This is a genomic window from Kitasatospora sp. NPDC004240, assembly GCF_053603215.1.
In genome coordinates this window covers 18,893-42,368 of sequence record NZ_JBSGFD010000067.1, presented here as the reverse complement: position 1 = coordinate 42,368, position 23,476 = coordinate 18,893, and the positions used below count along the sequence as shown (strand labels likewise).

The 23,476-nt window shown below is 74.7% G+C and carries 23 protein-coding genes and 1 other RNA gene; 12 read left to right on the top strand and 12 right to left on the bottom strand.

Annotation, left to right across the window (positions count from 1 at the left end; all coding sequences use genetic code 11):
• Positions 1-509 precede the first annotated feature (509 nt).
• A complete protein-coding gene (locus tag ACWEQL_RS19930; RefSeq protein ID WP_452151584.1) occupies positions 510-1,181 on the bottom strand; it encodes a class I SAM-dependent methyltransferase in 672 nt (223 codons plus the stop codon).
• Positions 1,182-1,455: 274 nt separating this feature from the next.
• Between ACWEQL_RS19930 and ACWEQL_RS19925 the strand changes: the two genes are divergently transcribed.
• On the top strand, positions 1,456-2,598 hold the full coding sequence (locus tag ACWEQL_RS19925; RefSeq protein WP_452151583.1) for a zinc-binding dehydrogenase: 1,143 nt from the start codon (positions 1,456-1,458) through the stop codon (positions 2,596-2,598).
• Between the two features lie 376 nt (positions 2,599-2,974).
• Here the strand turns inward: ACWEQL_RS19925 and ACWEQL_RS19920 are convergent, their stop codons facing one another.
• The 3 genes from ACWEQL_RS19920 to ACWEQL_RS19910 all read right to left on the bottom strand — a co-directional run bounded on the left by ACWEQL_RS19920 (position 2,975) and on the right by ACWEQL_RS19910 (position 6,895).
• The gene (locus ACWEQL_RS19920) at positions 2,975-3,148 is read right to left on the bottom strand and encodes a hypothetical protein (protein ID WP_452151582.1); all 174 of its coding nucleotides are present in this window, start codon (positions 3,146-3,148) and stop codon (positions 2,975-2,977) included.
• Positions 3,149-3,443: 295 nt separating this feature from the next.
• Entirely contained in the window at positions 3,444-5,591 is a 2,148-nt protein-coding gene (locus ACWEQL_RS19915; RefSeq protein ID WP_452151581.1) for an alpha/beta hydrolase family protein, read from the bottom strand.
• Positions 5,588-6,895: a protein kinase domain-containing protein gene (locus ACWEQL_RS19910; RefSeq protein ID WP_452151580.1), complete on the bottom strand. Its 1,308-nt coding sequence runs from the start codon at positions 6,893-6,895 to the stop codon at positions 5,588-5,590. Before ACWEQL_RS19910 ends, ACWEQL_RS19915 begins: the two co-directional genes overlap by 4 nt.
• A 532-nt stretch (positions 6,896-7,427) precedes the next feature.
• Between ACWEQL_RS19910 and ACWEQL_RS19905 the strand changes: the two genes are divergently transcribed.
• From ACWEQL_RS19905 to ACWEQL_RS19895, 3 genes are read left to right on the top strand one after another with little or no spacing between them, the layout of a single operon-like run.
• On the top strand, positions 7,428-8,264 hold the full coding sequence (locus ACWEQL_RS19905; protein ID WP_452151579.1) for a Nif3-like dinuclear metal center hexameric protein: 837 nt from the start codon (positions 7,428-7,430) through the stop codon (positions 8,262-8,264).
• Between the two features lie 23 nt (positions 8,265-8,287).
• The gene (locus ACWEQL_RS19900; RefSeq protein ID WP_452151578.1) at positions 8,288-9,031 is read left to right on the top strand and encodes a zinc ribbon domain-containing protein; all 744 of its coding nucleotides are present in this window, start codon (positions 8,288-8,290) and stop codon (positions 9,029-9,031) included.
• Positions 9,032-9,035: 4 nt separating this feature from the next.
• Positions 9,036-10,238 carry a bifunctional RNase H/acid phosphatase gene (locus tag ACWEQL_RS19895; protein WP_452151577.1) on the top strand — a complete coding sequence of 401 codons (1,203 nt, stop codon included), beginning with the start codon at positions 9,036-9,038 and terminating at the stop codon, positions 10,236-10,238.
• Positions 10,239-10,391: 153 nt separating this feature from the next.
• On the opposite strand, the gene yaaA is transcribed toward ACWEQL_RS19895, so the two are convergent.
• Complete coding sequence (yaaA, locus tag ACWEQL_RS19890; protein WP_452151576.1) at positions 10,392-11,189, bottom strand: peroxide stress protein YaaA; 798 nt, start codon at positions 11,187-11,189, stop codon at positions 10,392-10,394.
• Positions 11,190-11,440: 251 nt separating this feature from the next.
• Positions 11,441-11,848: a DUF3995 domain-containing protein gene (locus ACWEQL_RS19885; RefSeq protein WP_452151575.1), complete on the bottom strand. Its 408-nt coding sequence runs from the start codon at positions 11,846-11,848 to the stop codon at positions 11,441-11,443.
• 451 nt (positions 11,849-12,299) lie between these two features.
• Between ACWEQL_RS19885 and ACWEQL_RS19880 the strand changes: the two genes are divergently transcribed.
• From ACWEQL_RS19880 to rnpB, 5 genes are all read left to right on the top strand, one after another.
• Positions 12,300-12,713 carry a hypothetical protein gene (locus ACWEQL_RS19880; RefSeq protein WP_452151574.1) on the top strand — a complete coding sequence of 138 codons (414 nt, stop codon included), beginning with the start codon at positions 12,300-12,302 and terminating at the stop codon, positions 12,711-12,713.
• The gene (locus ACWEQL_RS19875; RefSeq protein WP_452151573.1) at positions 12,710-13,201 is read left to right on the top strand and encodes a type II toxin-antitoxin system death-on-curing family toxin; all 492 of its coding nucleotides are present in this window, start codon (positions 12,710-12,712) and stop codon (positions 13,199-13,201) included. Before ACWEQL_RS19880 ends, ACWEQL_RS19875 begins: the two co-directional genes overlap by 4 nt.
• A 134-nt stretch (positions 13,202-13,335) precedes the next feature.
• Positions 13,336-14,895 (top strand): RNB domain-containing ribonuclease, encoded by a 1,560-nt coding sequence (locus ACWEQL_RS19870; RefSeq protein ID WP_452151572.1) that lies wholly within the window; start codon positions 13,336-13,338, stop codon positions 14,893-14,895.
• Positions 14,896-14,952: 57 nt separating this feature from the next.
• Positions 14,953-16,434, top strand: a complete 1,482-nt coding sequence (locus tag ACWEQL_RS19865) for an MFS transporter (protein WP_452151587.1) — start codon at positions 14,953-14,955, stop codon at positions 16,432-16,434.
• A 13-nt stretch (positions 16,435-16,447) separates the two neighbouring features.
• Positions 16,448-16,847, top strand: an RNA gene (gene rnpB, locus ACWEQL_RS19860) — RNase P RNA component class A.
• A gap of 76 nt (positions 16,848-16,923) precedes the next feature.
• Here rnpB and ACWEQL_RS19855 read toward each other — a convergent pair.
• Positions 16,924-17,181 carry a Prokaryotic metallothionein gene (locus ACWEQL_RS19855; protein WP_452151571.1) on the bottom strand — a complete coding sequence of 86 codons (258 nt, stop codon included), beginning with the start codon at positions 17,179-17,181 and terminating at the stop codon, positions 16,924-16,926.
• A 164-nt stretch (positions 17,182-17,345) separates the two neighbouring features.
• The gene (locus tag ACWEQL_RS19850; protein WP_452151570.1) at positions 17,346-17,741 is read right to left on the bottom strand and encodes an ACT domain-containing protein; all 396 of its coding nucleotides are present in this window, start codon (positions 17,739-17,741) and stop codon (positions 17,346-17,348) included.
• A 161-nt stretch (positions 17,742-17,902) separates the two neighbouring features.
• Here ACWEQL_RS19850 and ACWEQL_RS19845 point away from each other — a divergent pair, with 161 nt between their 5' ends.
• Positions 17,903-18,571 carry a PadR family transcriptional regulator gene (locus tag ACWEQL_RS19845; RefSeq protein WP_452151586.1) on the top strand — a complete coding sequence of 223 codons (669 nt, stop codon included), beginning with the start codon at positions 17,903-17,905 and terminating at the stop codon, positions 18,569-18,571.
• A gap of 326 nt (positions 18,572-18,897) precedes the next feature.
• On the opposite strand, the gene ACWEQL_RS19840 is transcribed toward ACWEQL_RS19845, so the two are convergent.
• Both ACWEQL_RS19840 and ACWEQL_RS19835 read right to left on the bottom strand, forming a co-directional pair.
• Positions 18,898-19,095, bottom strand: a complete 198-nt coding sequence (locus ACWEQL_RS19840) for a hypothetical protein (protein WP_452151569.1) — start codon at positions 19,093-19,095, stop codon at positions 18,898-18,900.
• Positions 19,096-19,134: 39 nt separating this feature from the next.
• Complete coding sequence (locus ACWEQL_RS19835; protein ID WP_452151568.1) at positions 19,135-19,368, bottom strand: hypothetical protein; 234 nt, start codon at positions 19,366-19,368, stop codon at positions 19,135-19,137.
• A gap of 455 nt (positions 19,369-19,823) precedes the next feature.
• Between ACWEQL_RS19835 and ACWEQL_RS19830 the strand changes: the two genes are divergently transcribed.
• Positions 19,824-20,525, top strand: coding sequence for a bifunctional DNA primase/polymerase (locus tag ACWEQL_RS19830; protein ID WP_452151567.1), 702 nt, complete (start codon positions 19,824-19,826; stop codon positions 20,523-20,525).
• Positions 20,526-20,662: 137 nt separating this feature from the next.
• Here ACWEQL_RS19830 and map read toward each other — a convergent pair whose 3' ends face one another.
• The gene (gene map, locus ACWEQL_RS19825; protein WP_452151566.1) at positions 20,663-21,508 is read right to left on the bottom strand and encodes a type I methionyl aminopeptidase; all 846 of its coding nucleotides are present in this window, start codon (positions 21,506-21,508) and stop codon (positions 20,663-20,665) included.
• 187 nt (positions 21,509-21,695) lie between these two features.
• Between map and ACWEQL_RS19820 the strand changes: the two genes are divergently transcribed.
• Positions 21,696-21,929, top strand: a complete 234-nt coding sequence (locus ACWEQL_RS19820; protein WP_452151565.1) for a hypothetical protein — start codon at positions 21,696-21,698, stop codon at positions 21,927-21,929.
• Positions 21,930-21,982: 53 nt separating this feature from the next.
• Here ACWEQL_RS19820 and ACWEQL_RS19815 read toward each other — a convergent pair whose 3' ends face one another.
• Positions 21,983-23,374, bottom strand: coding sequence for an MFS transporter (locus ACWEQL_RS19815; protein ID WP_452151564.1), 1,392 nt, complete (start codon positions 23,372-23,374; stop codon positions 21,983-21,985).
• Between the last annotated feature and the right edge of the window lie 102 nt (positions 23,375-23,476).

The following is a 23,476-nucleotide window of genomic DNA, read 5'->3' as shown; positions in this document are numbered from 1 at the left end:
GGGGCGGGGGGCTGCGCGGGCTGGGCCGGCCCGCCGCGTACCCAGCCGCCCGCGCCGCCGCGCGCGGTGGGGTCCCAGACCGCCGGAGCGGTGTTGTTCTGGTCGGTCATGCGCTAGCCCCCGCCGTCCTGCTCCGCCTGAGTGCCGTGTCGTCGACGCCGTGCTGAACCGGTCACCCCGGGGTGGCCGTGCCCGGCGCGGCCGCTGCCGGACGCGGCCGTACCGACGAACCGCGCGACACCGCCGCGCGGACACCGTACCGTTCGAACCCCGCCGGGTGGTCCCGGCACCCGGACAAAGCACCGGCCGGGCACGACGTTAGAGCATCGGTGATCGCCCGTGGGGCCGCTCGGCGGATCCGGTCCGGTTCGCGGGCGCGAACGGTGGACGGACCCGGTCCCGGCGGCCCCGGTCGGCGGCCAGGCGGGTCGGCCGGCGGCCCTCAGGCGGTGGCGGGCGGTGGAGGGTGATGGCCCTCGGACGGTGGAGGGCGTGGCAGGCGGCGGCCGTCAGGCGGTGGCGCGGCGCAGGATCCGCAGCGAACCGGTGACCGAGATCTCCTCGAAGCCCTCGGCCAGCGCCCGCAGGTACACCCGGTACGGCGCCTGGCCGCCGTCGGCCGGGTCGGGGAACACGTCGTGCACCACCAGCAGGCCCTCGGGTGCCAGGTGGGGCACCCAGCCCTCGTAGTCGCCGGTGGCGTGCTCGTCGGTGTGGCCGCCGTCGATGAACACCAGGCCCACCTGCCCGCCCCACACCGCGGCGATCTGCGGCGAGCGGCCGACCAGGGCGATCACGTGCTCCTCCAGTCCGGCCGCGTACAGGGTGCGGCGGAAGCGGGGGAGCGTATCCATGCGCCCGACCTCGGGGTCCACCAGGGTCGGGTCGTGGTACTCCCAGCCAGGCTGCTGCTCCTCGGAACCGCGGTGGTGGTCGACGGTCAGCGCCACCGTGCCGTGGTCCCGGGCGGCGGCGGCCAGCAGGATCGCGGAGCGGCCGCAGTAGGTGCCGATCTCCAGCAGCGGCAGGCCGGTGCGCCCGGCGGCGTCCACCGCCGCCGCGTACAGCGCCAGCCCCTCGTCCACGGGCATGAACCCGGTCGCGGCCTCGAACGCGGCCAGGACCTCGGGGGCCGGGGCCTCGGTGGCCCGGCGGGCGGGGTCTTCCAGGAGGTCGGACATGGGGGACTCCTCGTGCTCGGTGTGCCGTGCTGCTGTGCCGGGTGGCGGTGCCCTGCCGTGCCCGCCGCTCATGGGCCCGGCGCCGAAGGGGCCTGACGCCGGTGGGCCTGACGCCGGTGGGCCGGTGCTCGCCGTCGGACCTTACTCGACGGTATCCGGCCGGATGGGAGGGTGGGGCCGGGCAGGCTGGAACGTGTTCTAGTCCAGGCGCGGTCATGCCACAATCGGCCCCGGCCGACCGGCCGGACCAGCGGCGAACCCCGGGAGCACACGCATGCGCGCAGCCATCCTGCACGAGACCGGTCAGGAGACGCTCGACGTCCGCGACGACGTGACGGCGGTGGGCTTCGGCCCCGGGAAGGTCCGGGTCCGGCTGCGGGCGGCGAGCCTGTGCCACTCCGACCTGTCGGCGATGAGCGGGGTGCTGCCGCAGCCGGCGCCGTTCGTGCCCGGGCACGAGGGGGCCGGCGACGTGCTGGAGGTCGGCGAGGGCGTCCACGACGTGGCCGCCGGCGACCGGGTGGTGCTCTGCTGGATGGCACCCTGCGGCCGCTGCGCGCACTGCGAGCGCGGCCGCGGGCACCTCTGCGTCGCCAGCCTGCGCGGGCTCGGAGCCCCGAGTTTCCGCTTCGGCGAGGGCCAGGACGAGGCCCGGGGCGAGGGTGAGGGCGAGGGCGAGGAGAAGGGCGCGGCGCCGAGTGTGGGCGAGGCGTCCGGCTTCTACGGCACCGGCTCCTTCGCCGAGGAGGTGGTGGTCGACCGGGCCGCCGTGATCAAGGTGCCCGCCGACCTCCCGTACGAGCTCGCCGCCCTGATCGGCTGCGGGGTGACCACCGGCATCGGCGCGGCCGTCAACACCGCCCGGGTGGAGCCCGGCGCCTCGGTCGCGGTGCTCGGCGCCGGCGGGGTCGGCGTCGCGGCCGTCCAGGGCGCCCGGGTCTGCGGCGCGGGCCGGATCACCGTGGTCGACCCGGTCGCCTCCCGGCGTGAGCGCGCGCTGGCCTTCGGCGCCACCGAGGCCCTCGCCCCCGAGGAGCTCCGGGCCGCCGCCAAGGCGCTGCCCGGAGGCGGCTACGACTACGTCTTCGAGGCCGTCGGGCGCTCGGCCACCGTCCGGGCCGGCTACGACGCGACCCGGCGCGGCGGCGCGCTGGTCGTGGTCGGCGCCGGGGCCCAGGACGACCTCGCGCAGTTCAGCATGGGCGAGCTCTTCTTCAACGAGAAGCGGCTGCTGCCCTCCCTGTACGGCGGCGCCGACGTGCCGCGCACCATCGCGCTGGTGATCGAGCTGTGGCGGGCCGGCCGGATCGACCTCGCCGGCATGATCACGCACCGGGTCGGCCTGGACGGGGTGAACGACGCCCTCGCCCAGATGCGCGGCGGCGAGGCGCTGCGGACGGTCGTCACCCTCGGCTGAGCCCCGCCGGGCCGAGCCCGGCGGGGCTGGCGGTCCACATCCGTCTGGTGGGGGTCGGGCGGCCCGGGGACGGGTGCGGAGCTGACGGCCCTGGCGGCGGGCGAGGGGCTGGAGCTGGGCCGAGCGGCCACCGGTGAGCATTCACGCATGCATGAACGCTTGCACACACGTAACCATTCACGCAGTCGTGAACGTTCACGACCACGTTACCATTCACGATTGAGTGAACGTGGCCCGCTCCGGGTACGCGAGGGGGCCCGCCGACGGATCGGCGGGCCCCCTCGTGTGCCGTTCGGTGGATCGTCGCGCGGACGATCGCTCAGCCCTGGCCGCTCAGTTCCGGACCAGTCAGTTCCGACCGCTCGGTACCGGCCGGTCAGTTCTGGCCGGCCGCGGCGCGGTGACGGCCGTGCGGGTCGGCCTCGGGCCGGTCGTCGGCGGCGGAGGTGCCGCGGTGACGGCCGTGCGACGCGGTGTCCTCGGCCGAGGTCCTGTCGGCGTCGGTCCCGGTGGTCGCGGGTCCGGTGGTGTCGGTGAGGATGTCGGACATCAGATTCGTCTTCTCCGTGCGAGGGTGCTGGTCCTTCGGCGCCGCTGCGGGCACCGGGTGCGGGGCGGCGGGCGCTCGGTCGGACCCGGTCGGACACCTGGTCGGGCGCAGGAGCGTGCCCGGGACGCCGTGGGCGGCGCAGGGTCGGAGCGGGTGTTCGGGGCCCGTGCCCCGGCCACCATAACCGCTGTGGCGCGGGTGATCCTATCGAGATCCGGGCGCCCGCCCGGCGAACCGCGCGCAACGGGCGCGGACGCGGGAGGGCGCCCCCGTGGGAGCCCGCGGCCGTCGGCGGTCAGCCCGGCCGGCCGGTGCGCAGGAAGCCGGCGAGCAGCTCGTGGAGCACGGCCGCGCCCTCCTCGGCCAGCACCTCGTGCCCGGACCCGGCCGCCTCGACGTACCGGAAGTCGGTGCCCTCGGTGCGCCCGATCCGCAGCAACTCGTGCCGCAGCGAACGGGACTGGCCCACCGGCACCACCTCGTCCCGGTCGCCGTGGACGACCAGCAGCGGCGCGGTCAGCCGGTGTGCGAGCAGGAGCACGTCGCGCGGCCCGCGGGCGTCCTCGATCAGGTCGCCGCCGCCCAGCCGGGTGCAGAGTGCCCGCACCTGGGCCGAGGCCTCGGCCAGCAGCCGGGCGCCCGACAGGAACGGCGCGACCACCGCGCAGCGCGTCACCTGACCGGCAGGGGCGTGCGCCGCCGTCAGCAGGGCCAGGAAGGCGCCGTAACTGACGCCGAACAGCGCGGGCGGCTCCAGTCCCAGCGCGGACCGGTGGCCGGCGACGGCGTCGAGCAGGTGGAGCACGTCGTCCAGGTCGGGCCCGCCCCACGCTCCCCGGATCGCCAGCGCGTGCTCCAACCCGTAGCCGGTGGAGCCGCGTTGGTTGGGCGCGACCACCGCCAGGCCCTCCGCGGCCATCCGTTGCAGCGCCGGGTCGAACTCCAGCCGCCAGGCGTCCGCCGGACCGCCGTGCAGCGCCAGCACCAGGTGCGGGCTGCTCAGCCAGGCGTCCCCGCCGTACACCACCGCCTCCAACGGCCCTGCCGGACCGGCGAGTTCGACGCTCTGCGCGGTGTGCCAGCATCCGTTGCCGTTGCCGTTGCCGTCGGTGGGCGCGGCGCTCCCGTCCAGCCGCCAACCGGGCCGTCTCGTACGGGAGCCGGGCGCGCCGTCGGTCGCTGTACGGGAGTGGGGTGTGCCCTCGCCGGGCGGGCGCGGGGCGGCGGCGTCCCGCCACGGGTCGGACCGGCCGGGGCCGAGCGGGGCCAGTTGCAGCGGCAGCGCCACCGGCCCCGGGGAGGCGGCCGCCGGACCGTGGCCGAGCAGGGCGTCCACGTCCACGGTGGCCAGCGCGGCCGGGTGGTCGGGCGAGGAGTACGGCATCCGCAGGCCGGCCGCCGACCAGTGCCCGATCGCGCCGAGCCGTCCGGGCGGCACCAGGAGGGGATCCAGCCGCCCGGCCACGGGTTGCCACAGGGCGAGCGTGGACCCGGCCCCGTGGTCGATCTGGACGGCGATCCGGGGCGCCGCCCCCGGCCCGGCGGCCGCCCAGCCGCCCGCCGGGGTCGGCTGCATCGCGATCGGCCTCAGGAACATCCCGGCCGGCCGGAGCCCCTCCGGGAAGCGCAGCGGCTCGCCGCCGCCGAGCATGCCCCAGCCGAGCCGGTCACTGCCCGGGGCGTCGCTGCGCACCATGGCGAAGCGGGTGTCGGGGTCGAACAGCACCAGCCGGTCGTTGCTCCGCTCGCCGATCTCCAGCAGCGGGGTCACCTCACCGCTGCGCAGATCCAGCACCACCGTGCGGACGGTCCCGTCGTGCACCCGGTCCAGGGCGAGCAGGTGGCCGGTGTGGTCCAGCCAGACGCCGCCGCCGTGCAGCCCGGGGATCTCGGCGACCGTCTCGGGCTCGCGGCCGTCGGTGCGCACCAGCCGGACGGTGGTGGCCGGGCGGGCGTCGCTGGCCAGCGCGACCGCGACGGGGGCGTCGGCCGGCAGCCCGGTGCCGGTCCCGGGGGACGCTCCGGGCGGTGCGGGCAGCGGCAGCAGCCGGAGCCCGGGTGCCCGGAACGCGGCGAGCCGCCGCTCACGGACCGGGCCGGGGAGGGCGCCGGAGGCGGAGGCGGAGCCGGGGGTGGTGCCGTCCGGCCGTTCGCCGCCGCCGGGCGTCAGCAGCCGCAGTTCGTGCCGGTCGCCGTCGTGCCGGCAGACCAGTACCGAACCGTCCGGCAGCGCCACCAGCTGGGAACGCAGGCTCTCCGAACGGTCGTCGGGCAGCGGCAGCGGGGTCGGCACGGCCGGGCCGCTCGCGGGGAGGTGCCAACTCTCCGCGTACCAGCCGCCGTCGGCCGCGGAGGCGAGGCAGGCCGCGTGGCTGCCGTTCGCGGCGAAGGTGAAGCCCAGCCGGCGCAGGGCCTGGCCGGTGCTGCGGGTGGCCACGTTCATACCGTGCTCAACTCCGGTTCCGGGGGCCGGTGGTGGCCCGGTGTGCCGGGGGATCCGCCGTCGCCGGCCGGGCCGCTGCCCGCGCCGGCCTTGACCACGGCGGTTCTCGCGCCCGGCTTCGTACGGTGGCCGGCCCCGGCCGGTTCGGTGGTGAGTGCCTCCCGGACCCGGGTCAGGCTCCAGCGCCGTCGCGGCTCGTCGGCGCGCAGGCCGAGCACCGGCGGGGCCAGCCGGCGGGCGGTGGCGCCCTCCCGGGCGGCCAGGGCGAGCCAGCGGCCGAGCCGGTCGGCGACCGGGGGCGCGGCCGGCAGTTCCTCGGGGAGCAGCGGGTCGTGGCCGGTGGCGAGCAGGAAGAACAGGCCGCCGAGGGCGTAGAGGTCGGCGGCGCGCCCGGCCGCCGGTCCGGGCGCGGCCGGGACGCCGTCGGTGACCAGGGCGAGCCGGCCGGACGGGGCCTGCTCGGGGGCCCGGTAGCCGGGCGTGCCGGCCGGACCGGCGGGGCAGCCGGCCCCGGCGGCGAGCCCCAGGCCGACCAGGCACGGGCTGCCGTCGGGTCGCACCAGCACGGCGGCGGGGGAGAGACCGTACAGCGCCAGCCCCTCGGCGTGCACCCGTTCCAGCAGGTCGACGAGGGCCCGGGCGAGCGGTCCGGCCTCCGCCCAGTCGAGGCCCGGGCCGCCGCCGGTCCGCAGCCGTGCGGCGACCCAGCGGTCGAGCGGTTGTCCGGTGATTCGTTCCTGCACCAGGAAGAGCGAGTCCTCGCGTTCGACGAGGCCGACCGGGCGCGGGGCCAGGCCGAGCCCGGCCAGCCGCTCCAGCAGGGCGGCCTCGCGGCGCAGCGCCGCCCGGGCGTCGGCGCCGACCCCCTGCGCGGCGAAGGGGGCGCGGGCCTGCTTGACCACGACCTCCTCACCGGTCCGGGTGTCCCGCGCGAGGAACACCCCGCCGCCGGTGCCGTGCCGCAGCGCCGAGGTGATCGCGTACCGGCCGGCCAGCGGGTCCCCGCCGGAGCGCCTCGGCGGTGCGGCCGGCCTGGACGCGCCGGGGCGGTGGTGCGCCCGGCCGCCGGGGAGGCCGGCCGGGGCGTGGTGCGGTTCGGCGGCGGGCCGTCGCGGCCGCGTCCCGTCGTCAGGACGGACGGCGGTGGGTTCCCCGGCCGGACCGCGCCCGCCGTTCCGGGAATCGAGCGCGCGCGGTTCCTCCGGGGTGCCGCTGGACGGGAAGGCTCGGGGACCGGCCGCGGTCACCCCGGTGACCGCGGCCGGCGGTTCCCCGGCCGTACGCGGCGATGTGCCCGCCCCCATCCGCATCCCCATCCCTTCGTACGGGCCGGCGCCCGCCGGGTGTCCACTGCTCCGGCACCCGGACGCGGCCCCGGCCTGATCGGTGCCCCGGAAGTACGGGAGCGCCGCGGAGCCCCGTCGTGTGAATCCGCGTCCGGATCGATTCGCGTCCGGATCGGTTCGCGGGGTCGCGGATTCCAGGGGCGCGGATCCCCGGGGCGCGGATCCCGCGTTCCCGGCCCCTGCGCTCCCGGACCTTGCGTTCCCGGCCCCGGGCGGCCCCGGGCGGGGTGACTTCCGGGCGAGGTAACTCCCGTTCGCGGAAATGAAGTTACTTTCGAGGTCGGGGCGGCTCAACGTCCAGCGGGTCACTTCACTCGTAAGGGTGATCAGGTCGCTGTTTCGAGTGCGTACGAGCGGGTCGATATGCGGGGCGGCCACCGGTGGAGGCGGGCCGGGGCGCCGCCGAGGGCCCTCCACGGCCGGGTTGACGCGCAGATGTGCGTGAGGCCGCGGCGCCCGGAGCGCTCCTCGCGCACGGTAGTCTCGACAGGTGCCGAAACTGTCCGACGTCATCACCGCGCTCGAAGAGGTCTACCCGCCGCAGTGGGCGGAGTCCTGGGACGCCGTCGGCCTGGTCTGCGGGGACCCCGAGGCCGAGGTCCGCCGCGTGCTGTTCGCCGTCGACCCCGTACAGGCGGTGGTCGACGAGGCCGTCGAGTGGGGGGCGGACCTGGTGGTCACCCACCATCCCCTCTACCTGCGCGGCACCACCAGCGTCGCGGCGACCACCTTCAAGGGCCGGGTCGTGCACACGCTGATCCGCAACGGCGTCGCCCTGCACGTCGCGCACACCAACGCCGACCACGCCGACCCGGGCGTCTCGGACGCGCTCGCCGCGGCCGTCGGCCTGCGGGTCACCGGCCCGATCGTCCCGGACCCGACCGACCCGCTCGGCCGGCGCGGTTCCGGACGCATCGGCCTGCTGGAACCGCCGCTGCCGCTCTCCGCGTTCGCCGCCCGGGTCGCCGAGGGCCTGCCGGCCACCGCCGCCGGGGTCCGGGTCTCCGGCGACCCCGACCGCCTGATCAGCCGGGTCGCGGTCTGCGGCGGCTCCGGCGACAGCTTCCTCGCCGAGGTGCGCGCGGCCGGCGTGGACGCCTACGTGACCGCCGACCTGCGCCACCACCCGACGTCCGAGGCCGCCGAGGCGTCGCCGGTCGCGCTGGTGGACGCCGCCCACTGGGCCACCGAGTGGCCCTGGCTGACCCTGGCCGAGCGCGCCCTGCTCGCCGCCGCCGAGAAGCGCGGCTGGGGCGTCGAGACCAAGGTCTCGCACCGGGTCACCGACCCGTGGACCGCGCACGCCCCCATGTCCTTCACCGCCTGACCCGATTCACAGGAGCTCTCCGCTTGAACGCCGCGCCCGCCGACCAGATCCGCCTGCTCGACCTCCAGGCCATCGACTCGAAGCTCGACCAGCTGGCCCACCGGCGTCGCAGCCTGCCCGAGCACGCCGAGATCGACAAGGCCTCCGCCGACCACACCGCGCTGAAGGACCTCGTGGTCGCCGCCCAGGCCCAGCAGGGCGACACCGCCCGCGAGCTGACCAAGGCCGAGCAGGACGTCGAGCAGGTCCGCACCCGCTCCGCCCGCAACCAGCAGCGCCTGGACTCCGGCGCCATCACCTCCCCCAAGGACCTGGAGAACCTCCAGCACGAGATCGGCTCGCTGGCCAAGCGCCAGGGCGACCTGGAGGACGTCGTCCTGGAGGTCATGGAGCGCCTGGAGAACGCCCAGACCCGGGTCACCGAGCTGACCGCCCGCCTGGAGCACTCCACGGTCGTCCTCAAGGAGGCCGAGTCCCGCCGGGACGCCGCCTTCGCCGAGATCGACGCCGAGGCCGACAAGGTCCGCCGCGACCGCGAGACCGTCGCCGCCGTCATCCCCGCCGACCTGATGAAGCTCTACACCAAGCTGCGCGAGCAGCAGGGCGGTGTCGGCGCGGCCCGCCTCTACCAGCGCCGCTGCGAGGGCTGCCGCACCGAGTTCTCCATCACCGAGCTGAACGTCATCAAGGCCGAGCCCGCCGACAAGGTGGTCCGCTGCGAGAACTGCTCCCGGATCCTGGTGCGCACCGCCGACTCGGGCGCCTGATCCGGTGGCCGGACGCAGGTTCATCGTCGAGGCCGACGGCGGCTCCCGGGGCAACCCGGGGCCGGCCGGCTACGGCGCGGTCGTCCGCGACGGCGACACCGGGCGGATCATCGCCGAGGCCGCCGAGTTCATCGGGCACGCGACCAACAACGTGGCCGAGTACAAGGGCCTGATCGCCGGCCTCAGGGCGGCCCGGGACATCGACCCGGACGCCTCGGTCGACGTCCGGATGGACTCCAAGCTGGTCGTCGAGCAGATGTCCGGGCGCTGGAAGATCAAGCACCCGGACATGCAGCCGCTCGCCGCCGAGGCCCGCACGATCCTGCCGCGCGGCCAGGTCAAGTACACCTGGATCCCCCGGGAGAAGAACAAGGAGGCCGACCGGCTGGCCAACGAGGCGATGGACGCAGGCAAGGCCGGACGGCAGTGGGAGCCCCGGGCAGCGGCTCCCGGTGCCTCTGCCGGCGTTGCCGCAGGTGCCGGTGTCGCCGCCGGCGCGGGTGCGGCCGTGCGGGAGCCGGTCGCCGAACCGCCGCTGAAGGCCGCCGCGCCCAAGGCCGGCTGGGCCGCCGCCGCGGACCTCGGCACGCCCACCACCTTCGTCATGCTGCGCCACGGCGAGACCCACCTCACCCCGGAGAAGCGGTTCTCCGGCAGCGGCGGCAGCGATCCCGAACTCTCCGAGAAGGGCCGCTGGCAGGCCGAACGCGCCGCGGAGGCGCTGGCCGGACGCGGCAGCGTCCAGGCCGTGGTCGCCTCCCCGATGCTGCGCACCCGGCAGACCGCCGAGATCGTCGCCGCCCGGCTGGGCCTGGAGGTGCGGTACGAGGACGGGCTGCGCGAGGTGGACTTCGGCGACTGGGAGGGCCTGACCTTCGCCGAGGTGCAGCAGCGCTACCCCGACGACCTCGACGCCTGGCTCGGTTCCGCCAAGGCCAAGCCCACAGGCAGCACCGAGAGCTTCACCACCCTCACCCACCGGGCCGGCGTCGCGCGGGACAAGATCCTCGCCCGCTACCCCGGGAAGACGGTGCTGGTGGTCTCGCACGTCAGCCCGATCAAGACGCTGGTCCGCCTCGCGCTCGGCGCGCCGCCGGACTCGCTGTACCGGATGGAGCTGTCGGCCGCCTCGCTGTGCGCCGTCCAGTACTACACGGACGGCAACGCCTCGCTGCGGCTGCTCAACGACACCGGGCACCTGCGCTGACGGCGACGGACGGAGGGCCGGCCCCGGGTGGGGTCGGCCCTCCGTCCTGGTTCTCGCTCCTGGTTCTCGGCCTTGGTTCTTCGGCCCTGGTCCGCGGTCCTGATCCGTGGTTGGTGGTCCTGGTCCGTCGTTCGATGAGGAGTGCGTGCGGGCTCAGTGCACGTCGGTGACCACCACGTCCAGCTGCCACGGCTTGCGGGCGGTGCCCTCCGCGGCGACCTCCACGCGGTGGCCCAGCTCCCGCAGCGCGTCCACCAGCTCATCGGGCGTCTTCGGCTCGACGCCCGCCACCAGCAGGTCGCGCACCAGACGGCCCTTGGTGGCCTTGTTGAAGTGGCTCACCACGGTGCGCTTCAGCACCCCGTTCACCTCGCGCTCCTGCAGCACCCGTACGGTCGCCGTACGGGAGGCCACCTCGCCGGCGGGCTTCCACGCCGCCGCGTAGGCCGAACTGCGCAGGTCCAGCACCAGGCCGTCCGCCGCCTCCGGCAGTACGGCGGCCATCGTGCCGCGCCAGTGCGCGCCGAGCGCCCCCGGGCCGGGGAGCTTCACGCCCATCGAGCAGCGGTACGGCGGGATGCGGTCGCCGATCCGAACGGCGCCCCAGAGACCCGAGAACACCAGCAGCGAACGCTCGGCCCGTTCGTACGCCACCTCGTCCAGCGTCGCCAGGCCGAGGTTGTCGAAGAGCACACCCGTGTACACCTCGCCGGCCGGCAGCGCGCCCGCCGTCCGCAGACCGGCGTTGCGGGTCAGCTCGCCGCGCAGGCCGGGAGTGAGGCCGAGGACGTCGGCGGCGGTGTCGGCGTCACCGGAACAGAGCGTGACCAGGGCTTCGAGCACCTGCTCACGGGCCGGGGTCAGGCCGGGCAGGGAGAGCGCGTCCAGCTCCACCGGCACGCCGTCCCCGGACGCGGCCTTGCCCTCCGAGGGTGGCAACAGCACCAGCACAGCGGACTCCTCAACAGTTTGTGGCGAGTGACCCCGCCACCCTACGCGCTCGGCGACCACGGCCGTCGGGGGCGGCCGGGCGGTGGCTGTGCGGGGTCGCGAGCGCGGGTGCACGGGGTACGCGTGTGAGGAGCGGCGCGGGCCGGGCCCGGGCGGTGGTGAGGAGTGCGGGAGGGCGAGCGGTGAGGGGCGAGCGGTGGCGGCCGCTCACCCGGGGTGGGTCGCCCGCTACCGGTCACCCGCGCCGGCGGTCACTCGCCCGCGGCGGCGACCAGGGCCGCGCCGGCGCCGAGCGCGAGACAGAGCGGCGAGTAGTAGCGGCTGTCCATCCGCCTGAACCGGTCCGTCCGGGCGATCATGCCCCGTCCGAACAGCACCGGCCCGGCGGCGCCACGCGCCAGCAGCGCGGCCGCGGCCGCACCGGCACCCGCCGCCCGCAGCCAGGCCGGTCCGGCCGTGGGCAGCACCCCGGAACGGGCGCCCACCACATAGGCGGCCGTACTCAGTGCCCCCGCCACCGTCAGACAGGCGGCGACCGACGGCACCCCCTCGCCCCCGCCGACCACCGTGTCCGCGAAATCCTTCGGTGTCCGCAGCGGCCACGGCGTGGTCGTCCACACCGCGTGCAGAGCTCCGGTTCCCGCCAGAGCCGCTGCCACGGCCCCTCCCGTGAAGCGCACCGCACTCATCGCTTTTATCCCTTTCGCCTGAAATGGACCGACCGGTCTGCATAGTGCCGAATATGTCGACCGGTCTACATGCTTCGACACGCCGGGTGCGATCACAGCGGCGAAGAATATGCCGACCGGTCTACTTATTCTGCCGTCGAACTCGAACTCCCCCACGAATATGACGACCGGTCTACATAGCCCGACCGTCGGCCGGGCCGGGTCGCCGAACCGGACTGGCCGGTACGGCACTTCAGTCACCCTACGATCCGTCATATCAATGGCCCGGAAGCGGGGCGGGGTTACCGCGAGGCAGGGGCGAGGGGGATCGCCCGGCGGGTGCGCGGGGGAGAGGAAATCGCCTCGATCACCGAAGCGTTTCCCCACTACGGAGGCGTCGGCACGCGGGTGCCGGGAGCACCCACCGAGGAGAGGTGACGAGATGACCCTGCGACCGCTGAACCTGGTCCCCGGGGAGGGCGAGGGCGAGGGCGCCGACGGCAGGGGCACCGTCGAGGAGTCCCTGCGCGTACGGCTTCCCGCCGACCTGCCCGAGGAGACGCTGCGCGCGGTCGAGGCGGCCATGAGTACGGTGGCTCGCGCGGTGATGGCCGGTCGCGTCCAGGTGTCCGAGGCGCCGACCGGCGACAACGTCACGGTCACCTTCGAGGTCGAGCTCCACCGGCCCGAGGCCGGCGAGACCCGGGCGGCCCTGGAGGCGCTCACCCGTTTCGCCCCGCCCCGGGAGGAGGAGTCCGCGCAGCCCGCGGCAGGCCGGGCCGAGCGCCGGGCGGCCATGGTCGGACGGATCCGCGAGGCCAACGCGGAGACGCTGCGAAGGCTGGCGGACCTGTGACCGACCACCTCGCCACCGGCACCCCCGTCGATCACGCCGTCACCGATCACGCCGCCACCGGCCATCCCGAAGCCGACAACGCCGTGCTGGGCCACCCCGTGCTCGACCACCCCGCCGTCGAGTACCTCGACCCGGAGGACATCGAGTACCTCGCCGGCGGCTCCGAGAACGTCCGCGACCAGGGCGCCCTGCTCTCCGCAGTCGGGCGCCCGAAGGCCACCGTTTTCGGGCAGGACGCCTACCCGGACCTCTGGACCAAGGCGGTCGTCCTCGGCCAGAGCCTCGCCCGTAACCACCCGCTCATCGACCGGAACAAGCGCACGGCCTTCGAGTCCATGCTCCTGTTCCTCGACTACAACGGGGAGCCGTACACGGACCCCCACCCCGACGAGGCCGTCGCGTTCATGCTGCGGCTCGCCACCGGCGGCTTCGACGACGACGTCCCGCTGGCGGCCCGGGAGCTCCGCAGGATCCTCGGCCGCCCCTGACGCGGGACCCCACCCGGTACGGCACCCCACCCGGTACGGGGCGGCCGCCCCCTGCCACGGCCGTCCCGTAACACGGCCGCCCCCACCCGCCGCACCTCCGACGAGTACCGTCCCGCCCGCCCTACGCTGCGTCCATGCCCCGCCGAAAGCTGCGCGTCAAGGCCGCCGACTCCGCCCGGATCAACACCGAGCTGGCCGAGCTGCGCGCCCGCCTGGAGATCCGCACCGAGTGGCCCACCGAGGTGCTCGCCGAGGCGGAGGAGGCGGTCCGCTCGCCCCGCCTGCCGGAGTACGACGCGACCGGGCTGCCCCTGTTCACCGTCGACCCGCCCGGTTCGCGTGACCTGGACCAGGCGATGCACCTGACCCACCGGCGCGGCGGCGGGTACCGGGTGCACTACGCCATCGCCGACGTGGCCGCCTTCGTCCGCCCCGGCGGGGCGATCGACGCCGAGGCCGGACGGCGCGTGCAGACCCTCTACTTCCCCGACCGCCGCGTCCCGCTGCACCCGGCCCGGATCTCCGAGGACGCGGCGAGCCTGCTCCCCGGCGAGACCCGGCCCGCCCTGCTCTGGCAGCTCGACCTGGACGCCGACGGTGCCGTCGTCCTCGCCGACGTCCGGCGTGCGCTGGTCCGGTCGCGGCGCCGGCTCGACCACGCCGCCGTCCAGCGGGCCGTCGACAACGGTGGCGCCGACGAACAGTCCGCGCTGCTCGCCACCATCGGCCGGCTGCGCGAGGAGCGGGAACGGGAGCGCGGCGGGATCAGCCTGTCCGTCCCCGAGCAGGAGATCGAGGAGACCGCCCACGGCTACACGCTCGTCTACCGCGCGGCCCTCCCGGCCGACGGCTGGAACGCGCAGATCTCCCTGCTCACCGGCATGGCCGCCGCCGACCTGATGCTGGACGCCGGCATCGGCCTGCTGCGCACCCTGCCCGCCGCCCCCGCCGGCGCGTACGAGCGGCTGCGCCGTGTCGCGCACGCGCTCGACATCGCCTGGCCGGACGGCCTCCCGTACCCGGACCTGGTCCGCTCCCTCGACCCGGACGTCCCGCTGCACGCCGCGTTCCTCAACGAGTGCACCGGGCTGCTGCGCGGCGCCGGCTACCGGGCCTTCGACGAGACCCAGGGCCTGCCGGTCCCCACCGACCCCGGGCACGCGGCGCTCGCCACGCCGTACGCGCACTGCACCGCCCCGCTGCGCCGTCTGGGTGACCGCTACGCGCAGGAGATCTGCGCGGCCGTCGCCGCCGGGGAGGAGGTCCCGGAGTGGACCCGGACGGCGCTGCCGGACGTACCGGGGCTGATGGCGGGCGGCGACCGCCGGGCGGCGGAGGTGGAACGGGCCTGCGTCGACCTGGTGGAGGCGGAGCTGCTGCACGGCCGGGAGGGCGAGGAGTTCACGGCGGTGGTCGTCGACGTGGACGGGAAGCGGCCCTCCTCGGGCACCGTTCAGCTGCGCCGGCCGGCCGTCCGGGCCCGCTGCGACGTCCCGGGCGGCGGTGACGGCACCGGTGCGGGCGCGGGTACGGACGGCAGCGCGGGCAGCAGTACGGCGGACGGTGCGGCGGGCGGCCCCGACGGCACCGGAAGCGAGGGGATCCGCCCGCATCTGCCCCTGGGCGAGCGGATCCGCGTTCGGCTGACCGTGGCGGATCCCGCCACCCGTACGGTCCGGTTCGCCCCGCTCTGATCGGCCTCCCGGTGGGAGGATCGATCTGTGCCCGACCCATACGCCACCGCCACCCCGATGCCCGCCCGCCCCGCGGACCCCGGCCGGGGCCGCCGGCTGCTGGTGCTCGCGATCTGCTGCCTGAGCCTGTTCATCGTCGGCCTGGACAACACCGTCGTGAACATCGCGCTCCCGGCGATCCAGAAGGATCTCGACGCCCCCGCCTCCGGTCTCCAGTGGATCATCGACGCCTACACCCTGGTGCTCGCCTCGCTGCTGATGCTGTTCGGCTCGGTGGCCGACCGCTTCGGGCGCAAGCGGGTGTTCCAGACCGGGCTGCTGCTGTTCGTGCTCGGTTCGCTGCTGTGCAGCCTGGCGCCGAGCCTGGAATGGCTGGTGGCGTTCCGGGCGCTCCAGGCGGTGGGCGGTTCGATGCTCAACCCGGTGGCGATGTCGATCATCACCAACACCTTCACCGAACCGCGCGAACGGGCCCGGGCCATCGGCATCTGGGGCGGCGTGGTCGGGATCTCGATGGCGCTCGGCCCGCTGGTCGGCGGCTTCCTGGTGAACGGTGCCGGATGGCCGGCGATCTTCCTGATCAACGTCCCGGTCGGGCTGCTCGCCTGCCTGCTGACCGCCCGCTACGTGCCCGAGTCGCGCGCCCCGCGGCCCCGCCGGTTGGACCCGGTCGGCCAGCTGCTGATGATGGTCCTGCTCGGCTGCGGCACCGCCGCCATCATCGAGGGCCCCGAGCACGGCTGGACCTCCCCGCTGATCCTCGGCCTCGCCCTGGCCGCGCTGCTCGCGCTGGCGGTCTTCCCGGCCTGGGAGCGCCGGGTGGACGAACCGCTGGTCGACCCGCGCTTCTTCCGCAGCGTGCCGTTCACCGGCGCCACCGTCACCGCGGTCTGCGCGTTCGCGGCGCTCGGCGGCTTCCTGTTCATCAACACCCTCTACCTCCAGGACGTCCGCCACTACGACCCGGTCGAGGCGGGCCTGTGGACGCTGCCGATGGCCGTGATGATGCTGGTCTGCGCGCCGCTGTCCGGCCGGATCGTCGGCGGCCGGGGCCCGCGCATCCCGCTGGTGGCGGCCGGTCTCGGGATCGGCGCGAGCGGTCTGCTGCTCACCCGGCTCGAGGCGGACTCCCCGGCCGTCCTGCTGCTGGTCGCGTACGCGCTGTTCGGGTTCGGCTTCGGCATGGTGAACGCGCCGATCACCAACTCCGCCGTCTCCGGCATGCCGCGCGCCCAGGCCGGCGTCGCGGCGGCGGTCGCCTCGACCAGCCGCCAGGTCGGGCAGTCGCTGGGCGTCGCGGTGATCGGCACCGTGGTCACCGCGGCGGTGGTCGGCCCGATGGTGACCGGGTTCGCCACCGCCAGCCACGCCGGCTGGTGGATCGTCACCGGGCTGGGCGGCGCGATCCTCGCCCTCGGCCTGTTCACCACCACCGACCGGGCGGCCCGCAGCGCCGCCCGGGTCGCCGCCCTCTTCGGCTCCGACCCGCCCCCGCCCAGGGCCGGGGTACGGGAGGCCCCGCCCGAACGGCTACCATGACCAGTACGGCGGACGAGCCGGCCGGGCGGTCGCGACGGGTCCTCAGGGACCCGCCGAGGAACGTCCGGGCTCCACAGAGCAGGGTGGTGGGTAACGCCCACCCGGGGTGACCCGCGGGACAGTGCCACAGAAAACAGACCGCCCACCGCTTCGGCGGTGGGTAAGGGTGAAACGGTGGTGTAAGAGACCACCAGCGGCCGAGGTGACTCGGTCGGCTCGGTAAACCCCACTCGGAGCAAGGTCAAGATCGGTGCCTCCGGGCGCCGTGCGCGGGTGTTCGAGGGCTGCTCGCCCGAGCTCGCGGGTAGACCGCACGAGGCTGTCGGCAACGGCAGCCCTAGATGGATGGCCGCCTCCCCGGGCCGCGCGAGCAACCCGGGAGACAGAACCCGGCGTACAGGCCGCCTCGTCCGCCGCCGCACGTGAACCACGGGCGGCCCCACCGTTCAGCACGGTGGGGCCGCCCGTCGGCGTTCCGGGGGCGCGGGGTCAGGACGGGTGGGCGCCGACCGCGTCGCGGATCTGCTCGCCGAGCCCGCCGTTGACGCGGGCGCAGTTGGCGCAGCAGAAGAACCGTCCGGACACCTCGACGCCGTGGCCGACGATGCGCACCTGGCAGTGCTCGCAGCGCGGGGCGAGCTTCTCCATCGCGCACTCGAAGCTGTCGAAGGTGTAGGTGTCGCCGGTGATCGTCTTGATCTCGAAGCTCAGCCAGTAGTCGTTCCTGCAGACGTCGCAGACTGCCATGGGTCCGTCTCCCTTCCGTGGGGCCGACCGACCGGGCGGGCGCTCGGCCACTTCCAGTCTCGGAGCAGCCCCGGGGGCGGGCCACTCGGCGCTGGGCCGTCCGGGAACGCCGGGCTGCCGGGGCGGTCCCGGGTACGGGGGAAGGGGGGTCCGGGGCCGGGCCGTCACGAGCGTGCGGCGAGGTCCTCCAGGGCCCGTACCGCTGCCTCGGCGTCGTCGGCGGCGACGAACAGGTGGTCGTGGTGGAACCCGGCCACCACGTTGCAGCTGATGCCGTCCTCGGCGAGCCGGGTGGCCACGGCGGCGGTCAGGCCGACGGCCTCCAGGGCCGAGTGGATCCGCAGGGTGATCCAGGCCGCCACGTAGTCGTAGCGCAGGCCGAGCGCGTCGGCCTCCTCCTGGCTCACCACCACCGTCACCCCCTCGGCCTCGGCGACGGTGACCACCGGGCGCATGCCGGCGGGCACCTTCGCGGGCAGCGTGCAGTAGACGTACCGCCCCGGGTTGAGCATCGGGCGCATCCCGCGCAGCAGCGTCGCTAGGTCTCGTTCACCGGCCATGCCCGCCACCGTAACGGCTGGGTCGCCGGGGACCGCCACGATCCGCGACCGTGTCGGAATCCGTTGACGAGCGACAGTCACCGATATATCGTCGAGTTATCGAGACAGTGACGTGAAGTGCTGTCGAGGAGTCTTCGGACGAAGGAAGGACGGTGAGCGCGATGCGCTCGGAGGACAAGGGAAGGCGCCGCCGGGAGCGGCGGCGCGGCGAGTGGGGGCCGCACTTCGGGGAGATCCCCGGTGAGGGCTTCGAGGGACGCGGCGCGTTCGGGCCGTTCGGGCCGCCGTTCGGCGGTGGCGGACCGGGCCGGCCGCCGGGCGGGCCCTTCGGTCACGGCTTCGGCGGGTACGGCGGGCGCGGGCACGGCCCGCGCGGCCGGCGTGGCGGCCGGGCCCGGCGCGGCGACGTGCGGGCCTCGCTGCTGGCGCTGCTCAGGGAGCGGCCGATGCACGGCTACGAGATGATCGCCGAGATCGGTGAGCGGACGGGCGGGGCCTGGCGGCCGAGCCCGGGCTCCATCTACCCGACCCTCCAGCTGCTGGAGGAGGAGGGTCTGATCACCGCCCAGGAGGTGGCCGGCAAGCGCCTGGTCTCGCTCACCGAGGCGGGACGGGCCGAGGCCGAGGCCGGGCCGGACGAGCCGTGGGCCGAGGCGGGGCGCGAGGTCGACTGGGAGGCGATCCAGGAGGTCGGCCAGGCGCTCGGCGCGGTGGACCAGGCGATCCGGCAGGTGATGGCCACCGGTACGGAGTCGCAGCGGGCCAAGGGCCTGGCGGTGCTCAACGAGGCCCGCAAGAAGCTGTACCTCATCCTCGCCGAGGATGACTGACCGGGCGGGGGGATGCCCGGATGGGCGGTGCTGCTGCTGCGCGTGAGCGTCAACGGGGGCGTGAACGGTTCCGCGGGCGTGAACGGCGACATTCACGGAAGCGTGAATGATGGCGATGATGTGAATGCCGGCGAGCGTGCGAGCGCTCACGAGTGCGTGAACGTTTCCGATGACGTGAGTGTCAGCGACCTCGTGAACAATGCTGCAGACGTGAATGTCGGCGTGACCGTGAACGTTGCCGCAGGCGTGAACGACGCCGCAACCGTCAACGTTGGTGGCACCGTACACGTCTGCGATCCCGTGAACACCGCCCCCGCCCCGAAGGCTCAGAGGCGGATGGCGAACAGTCCCGCGCAGAGGACCAGCAGCACCGTCCAGCCGAGCCAGAGCCAGCCGTTCGGGCCGAGTGTCGCGCTGTAGAGGCTGATGAGCACCAGCAGTCCGCCGGTGACGTAGGCCACCTGCCGGTTGTGGTGGGCCACGGCCTCGGACTTCGACAGGTGGTGCCGCCTGGTTCTGGCCATGGCCGTCCTCCCGAGGGGAGCGGCCGTCCGCCCCGTCGCCTACCGCGCGGAGGCTCGGGCGGTGGCCGCCTCGTCGTACTCGTAGCGCCAGAACCAGCGGTAACCCCGCTGCTGCTTGGCACGGACGTACACCAGTGTGCGCGCGGGAACGTCATCGTGCGCGGGGACGGGCACCTTGTACGTCTTCGGCACGCCGTACATGGGGCCCAGCGGGATGGGGAGGATCCGCCCGTCCAGGGGGCCTCCGACGAATTCGGTCTCCGCACTCTTCACCCCACCAGGGTCTCACCCTCGAACGGGTTCCCAGGTCGCCCCCGGGTGCGGGCCCGTTCCGACGTCCGCCGGGGCCCGGCCCGGGCGGGTGATGTGACGGCAGAGTGCCGGGAGTGTGACCGGAGAGGCACTGCCCCCGGTCATCCGGAGGGCCCGCGCACCCTTATCCTTCCTGTACGCCCTCGGGGTTCACCCGGGTCAGCGGGCCCCGTACGGGCCGGGCGAGGCGCACGTCGGTGTGCCCGTCGGGCCGCCGAGCCGCAGCCTCCGTGCTGCCGTGACTCCGTACCGTGACCCGGGCGTCGGCCGTCCGGTGACCCCGGCTCCGGCCGGCAGGGCGCAGACGGCAGGGCCGGGCCCCACCCGGGGAAGCTGCGGGGGGCGCCGCGCGTTGCGTCGAGTGTTACGTCGAACGCTGTGTCACACCAGGCACGGCAGCGCACGGAAGGGGCCCGATGGAAGCCAGCAGCAGGTGGACGACCTGGTGGCAGAGGCGTGATCGTCAGCGGGCCCGCCCGGGGGGAGCGGACAGCCCGGCCGCCAGGCTGGATCAGCTGCTCGGCGCGGTGCGCGCCGGCTTCCCCCTCGCGCCCGCCGCCCACCCGGCGGGGTACCGGTGCTCCTGTGACCGGGTCGGTTGTCCGGCGCCCGCGCAGCACCCCGTCTCCTTCGCCTGGCAGTCCCAGGCGACGACCGATCCGGAACAGCTGGCCCGCTGGCTCTCCCGCGACCCGCAGGCGAACTTCATCACCGCCACCGGCCGCGCCCACGACGTGCTGGACGTGCCCGCCGAGGCCGGCCGGCTCGCGCTGGAGCGGTTGACGGCGGCCGGCATCGAGGGCCCGGTGGCCGCGGTCGGCGAGGACCGCTACCTGTTCTTCACCGCCACCCGGGGCACCCCGGTGGACGAGGACGAGTGGTGGCCGAGCGCGCTGGACTCCACCCCGGACACCATGTCCGAGCACCCGGGCCTGCGTTGGCACTGCCGAGGCTCGTACACCCTGCTGCCGCCGGCCGCGCTGCCGGACGGTTCCGAGGTGCGCTGGCTGCGCGGGCCCGAGCAGCCCCTGCCGGACCCGCTGCGCGTGCTGGACGTGCTCACCGACGCCTGCACGGAGGTCGGCGCGGTGGCCGAGGAGCAGTGGCTGATCGGCTGAGGCCCCGGCACATCGCGTAGCGCCCGCACACGGCACAGCGCAGGAACACGACGGACCGCCCCCGGCACGATCGACGTGCCGGGGGCGGTCCGTGTCAGTCTCCCTGCCCGGGGTCAGGTCCGGCCCCGGTCCCAACCTCACGGGAGGGTGAGGATCTCCGCCCCGTCGGCGGTGACCACCAGGGTGTGCTCGAACTGGGCCGTGCGCTTGCGGTCCTTGGTCACCACGGTCCAGCCGTCCGGCCAGATCTCGTAGTCGTACGTGCCCAGGGTCAGCATCGGCTCGATGGTGAAGGTCATCCCCGGCTTCATCACCTCGGTGGCCCGCTCGCTGTCGTAGTGCGGCACGATCAGGCCGGAGTGGAACGACGTGTTGATGCCGTGGCCGGTGAAGTCCCGTACCACGCCGTAGTCGAAGCGCTTGGCGTAGGACTCGATGACCCGGCCGATCACATTGATCTGGCGGCCGGGCTTGACCGCCTTGATGGCCCGGTTCAGCGCCTCGCGGGTGCGCTCGACGAGCAGCTTCGACTCCTCGTCCACGTCGCCGCACAGGTAGGTGGCGTTGAGGTCGCCGTGCACGCCGTGGATGTAGGCGGTGGCGTCGATGTTGACGATGTCGCCGTCCTGCAGCACGGTCGAGTCCGGGATGCCGTGGCAGATCACCTCGTTGATCGAGGTGCAGACGGACTTGGGGAAGCCGCGGTAGCCGAGGTCGGACGGGTACGCGCCGTGGTCGCACATGTACTCGTGCGCGACGACGTCCAGGGCGTCGGTGGTGACGCCGGGCGCGATCAGCTTGGCGGCCTCCTCCATCGCCCGCGCGGCGATCCCGCCCGCGATCCGCATCTTCTCGATCGTCTCGGCGCTCTGCACCTCGGGGCCGGTGTACGGCGCCGGCGCGGGCCGTCCGACGTACTCGGGGCGCGCGATGTGCGCCGGGACCTTGCGGGTGGGGGACTGGGTGCCGGGTACGAGTGCCATGGCCGCGAGTCTAGCCCTCACGCCCGGGCCGCCCGGTGGTGTGCGGACGGGCCCGGCTGGGGAATGATCAGTACGGGAATGATCAGTACGACCGGAACGACAGAGCGACAGCAACGACTGAACGAGCCGCAACGACCGAACGAGCCGCAACGACCGAACGACGTAGTGAAGGACGGGAGCGACCACCATGCCCCTGGGAATCCACCGCAAGCCGACCGGCAAGCCGGGCGAGTGGTTCTACTGCATCAAGCACGCCAAGGTCGAGGAAGGCCCGGAGTGCCCCGCCAAGGACCGCCTCGGCCCGTACGCGAGCCGCGAGGAGGCCGCCCAGGCACTGGCCATCGCCGACGAGCGCAACCGCGAGTGGAAGAACGACCCCCGGTGGAACGACGGCCAGGAGGGCTCGGACCCGGCCCGGTGACCGCCTGGCCGAGAGCCCGGCGATAGTCGAGGGGCCGTCAGGACCCCTCGGCCTCAGGCCACTCCGGCTTCCGCAACCGGCCCTGCGGCCGACCCCGCAGCCGGCTCCGCGCCGGCCTGCCCGTCCGCCTCCCGCTCGGCGGCCCGCCGCTCGTGCTCGGCCCGGACGGCGGCCGCGTGCGGGTCGGTGCGGTCGTCGTAGGCCAGCAGGCTGGGCAGGGCGGCGGCCAGCGCCAGGACGCCGACCACGCAGGCGAGGCCGCCCGCCCAGACCGAGGCCCGTACGCCGACCACGCCGGCCATGGTGCCGGCCCGGACCTGGCCCAACTGGGGGCCGACCGAGTAGCTCAGCAGTTCCACGCCGGCCATCCGGCCGCGCACCTCGTCGGGGATGGACTGGTTCCACATGGTGGAGCGGGCGATGCCGCTGATCTGGTCGGCGGCGCCGGCGAGGGCCAGGCAGGCGAGCACCGGCCAGACGTTCCCGGCGAGGCCGGCCAGCGCCATCGCGCCGCCCCAGCCGAGGGCGGCGAGCACCAACATCCGGCCCTGACGGTGGATCCGGGAGGTCCAGCCGCTGGTCGCCGAAACGGCCAGCGCGCCGACGGCCGAGGCGCCGTACATCAGGCCGAGCGCCCAGTCGGCGTCCAACTCCGAGGCGAGGAACGGGAAGACCGCCACCGGGAAGGCGAACAGCATCGCGCAGGTGTCGATCGCGTACGTGCCCAGCAGGTCCTTGCGGCTCCAGGCGTAGCGGACCCCGGTGGCGATCGCCCGCAGCGAGGGCTTCTCGGCGCCGGTGGGCGGCGGCACGGCCCGCATCCGGACGAGCAGCAGCAGTGAGGCGCCGAAGGTCAGCACGTCCAGCGCGTACGCGGTCTCCACGCCGGCGAACGCCACGATGGCCCCGGCCAGGGCCGGGCCGGCCACCGAACCGACGTTGCGGTAGAGCGAGTTGAGCGCGAAGGCGGCGGCCAGCTGGTCGTGCGGGACGATCCGCGGGGTGAGCGAGTCCAGGGCCGGGCGCTGGAGGCCGTCGGCGGCCGCGACCAGCGCGGCGACCAGGTAGACCGGCCAGAGCACCGGGTGTGGCAGCAGCGCGTTGAGCAGCAGCAGACCGGAGAGCAGGCCGAGGCCGGCCTCCGAGAACAGCACCAGCTTGCGGCGGTCCAGCGCGTCCGCGAGGGCGCCGCCCCAGAGGCCGAAGACGATCAGCGGCACCAGTTCGAAGGCGCCGACCAGGCCGACCGCGAACGAGGAACCGGTCAGCTCCTTGATCTGCATCGGCACGGCCACGTAGGTGAGGAAGCTGCCGAAGCTGGTGACGCAGCCGGAGGTCCACAGCAGGCGGAAGTCACGGGAGGAGCGCCAGGGGGTCAGGTCGGGGCTGACCGAGCGCAGCAGGGTGCGCAGGCGTCCGCTCGGCGGATTGTCGGCGTCGTTCACGAACGACCATCCTGAGCGGGGTGCCGCGGGCGGGGCAACGGGTTTTCCGGTACGCCCGGCCGACGCCCACGCTCAGGTTTTCGGCCGAGGCCCCGTTCGGCA

Coding starts and splice junctions, on each gene's coding strand:
- ACWEQL_RS19930 (WP_452151584.1), bottom strand. CDS start 1,181: ATGTCCGACCTCCTGGAAGACCCCGCCCGCCGGGCCACCGAGGCCCCG.
- ACWEQL_RS19925 (WP_452151583.1), top strand. CDS start 1,456: ATGCGCGCAGCCATCCTGCACGAGACCGGTCAGGAGACGCTCGACGTC.
- ACWEQL_RS19920 (WP_452151582.1), bottom strand. CDS start 3,148: ATGTCCGACATCCTCACCGACACCACCGGACCCGCGACCACCGGGACC.
- ACWEQL_RS19915 (WP_452151581.1), bottom strand. CDS start 5,591: ATGAACGTGGCCACCCGCAGCACCGGCCAGGCCCTGCGCCGGCTGGGC.
- ACWEQL_RS19910 (WP_452151580.1), bottom strand. CDS start 6,895: ATGGGGGCGGGCACATCGCCGCGTACGGCCGGGGAACCGCCGGCCGCG.
- ACWEQL_RS19880 (WP_452151574.1), top strand. CDS start 12,300: ATGACCCTGCGACCGCTGAACCTGGTCCCCGGGGAGGGCGAGGGCGAG.
- ACWEQL_RS19870 (WP_452151572.1), top strand. CDS start 13,336: ATGCCCCGCCGAAAGCTGCGCGTCAAGGCCGCCGACTCCGCCCGGATC.
- ACWEQL_RS19865 (WP_452151587.1), top strand. CDS start 14,953: ATGCCCGCCCGCCCCGCGGACCCCGGCCGGGGCCGCCGGCTGCTGGTG.
- ACWEQL_RS19855 (WP_452151571.1), bottom strand. CDS start 17,181: ATGGCAGTCTGCGACGTCTGCAGGAACGACTACTGGCTGAGCTTCGAG.
- ACWEQL_RS19850 (WP_452151570.1), bottom strand. CDS start 17,741: ATGGCCGGTGAACGAGACCTAGCGACGCTGCTGCGCGGGATGCGCCCG.
- ACWEQL_RS19845 (WP_452151586.1), top strand. CDS start 17,903: ATGCGCTCGGAGGACAAGGGAAGGCGCCGCCGGGAGCGGCGGCGCGGC.
- ACWEQL_RS19840 (WP_452151569.1), bottom strand. CDS start 19,095: ATGGCCAGAACCAGGCGGCACCACCTGTCGAAGTCCGAGGCCGTGGCC.
- ACWEQL_RS19830 (WP_452151567.1), top strand. CDS start 19,824: ATGGAAGCCAGCAGCAGGTGGACGACCTGGTGGCAGAGGCGTGATCGT.
- map (WP_452151566.1), bottom strand. CDS start 21,508: ATGGCACTCGTACCCGGCACCCAGTCCCCCACCCGCAAGGTCCCGGCG.
- ACWEQL_RS19820 (WP_452151565.1), top strand. CDS start 21,696: ATGCCCCTGGGAATCCACCGCAAGCCGACCGGCAAGCCGGGCGAGTGG.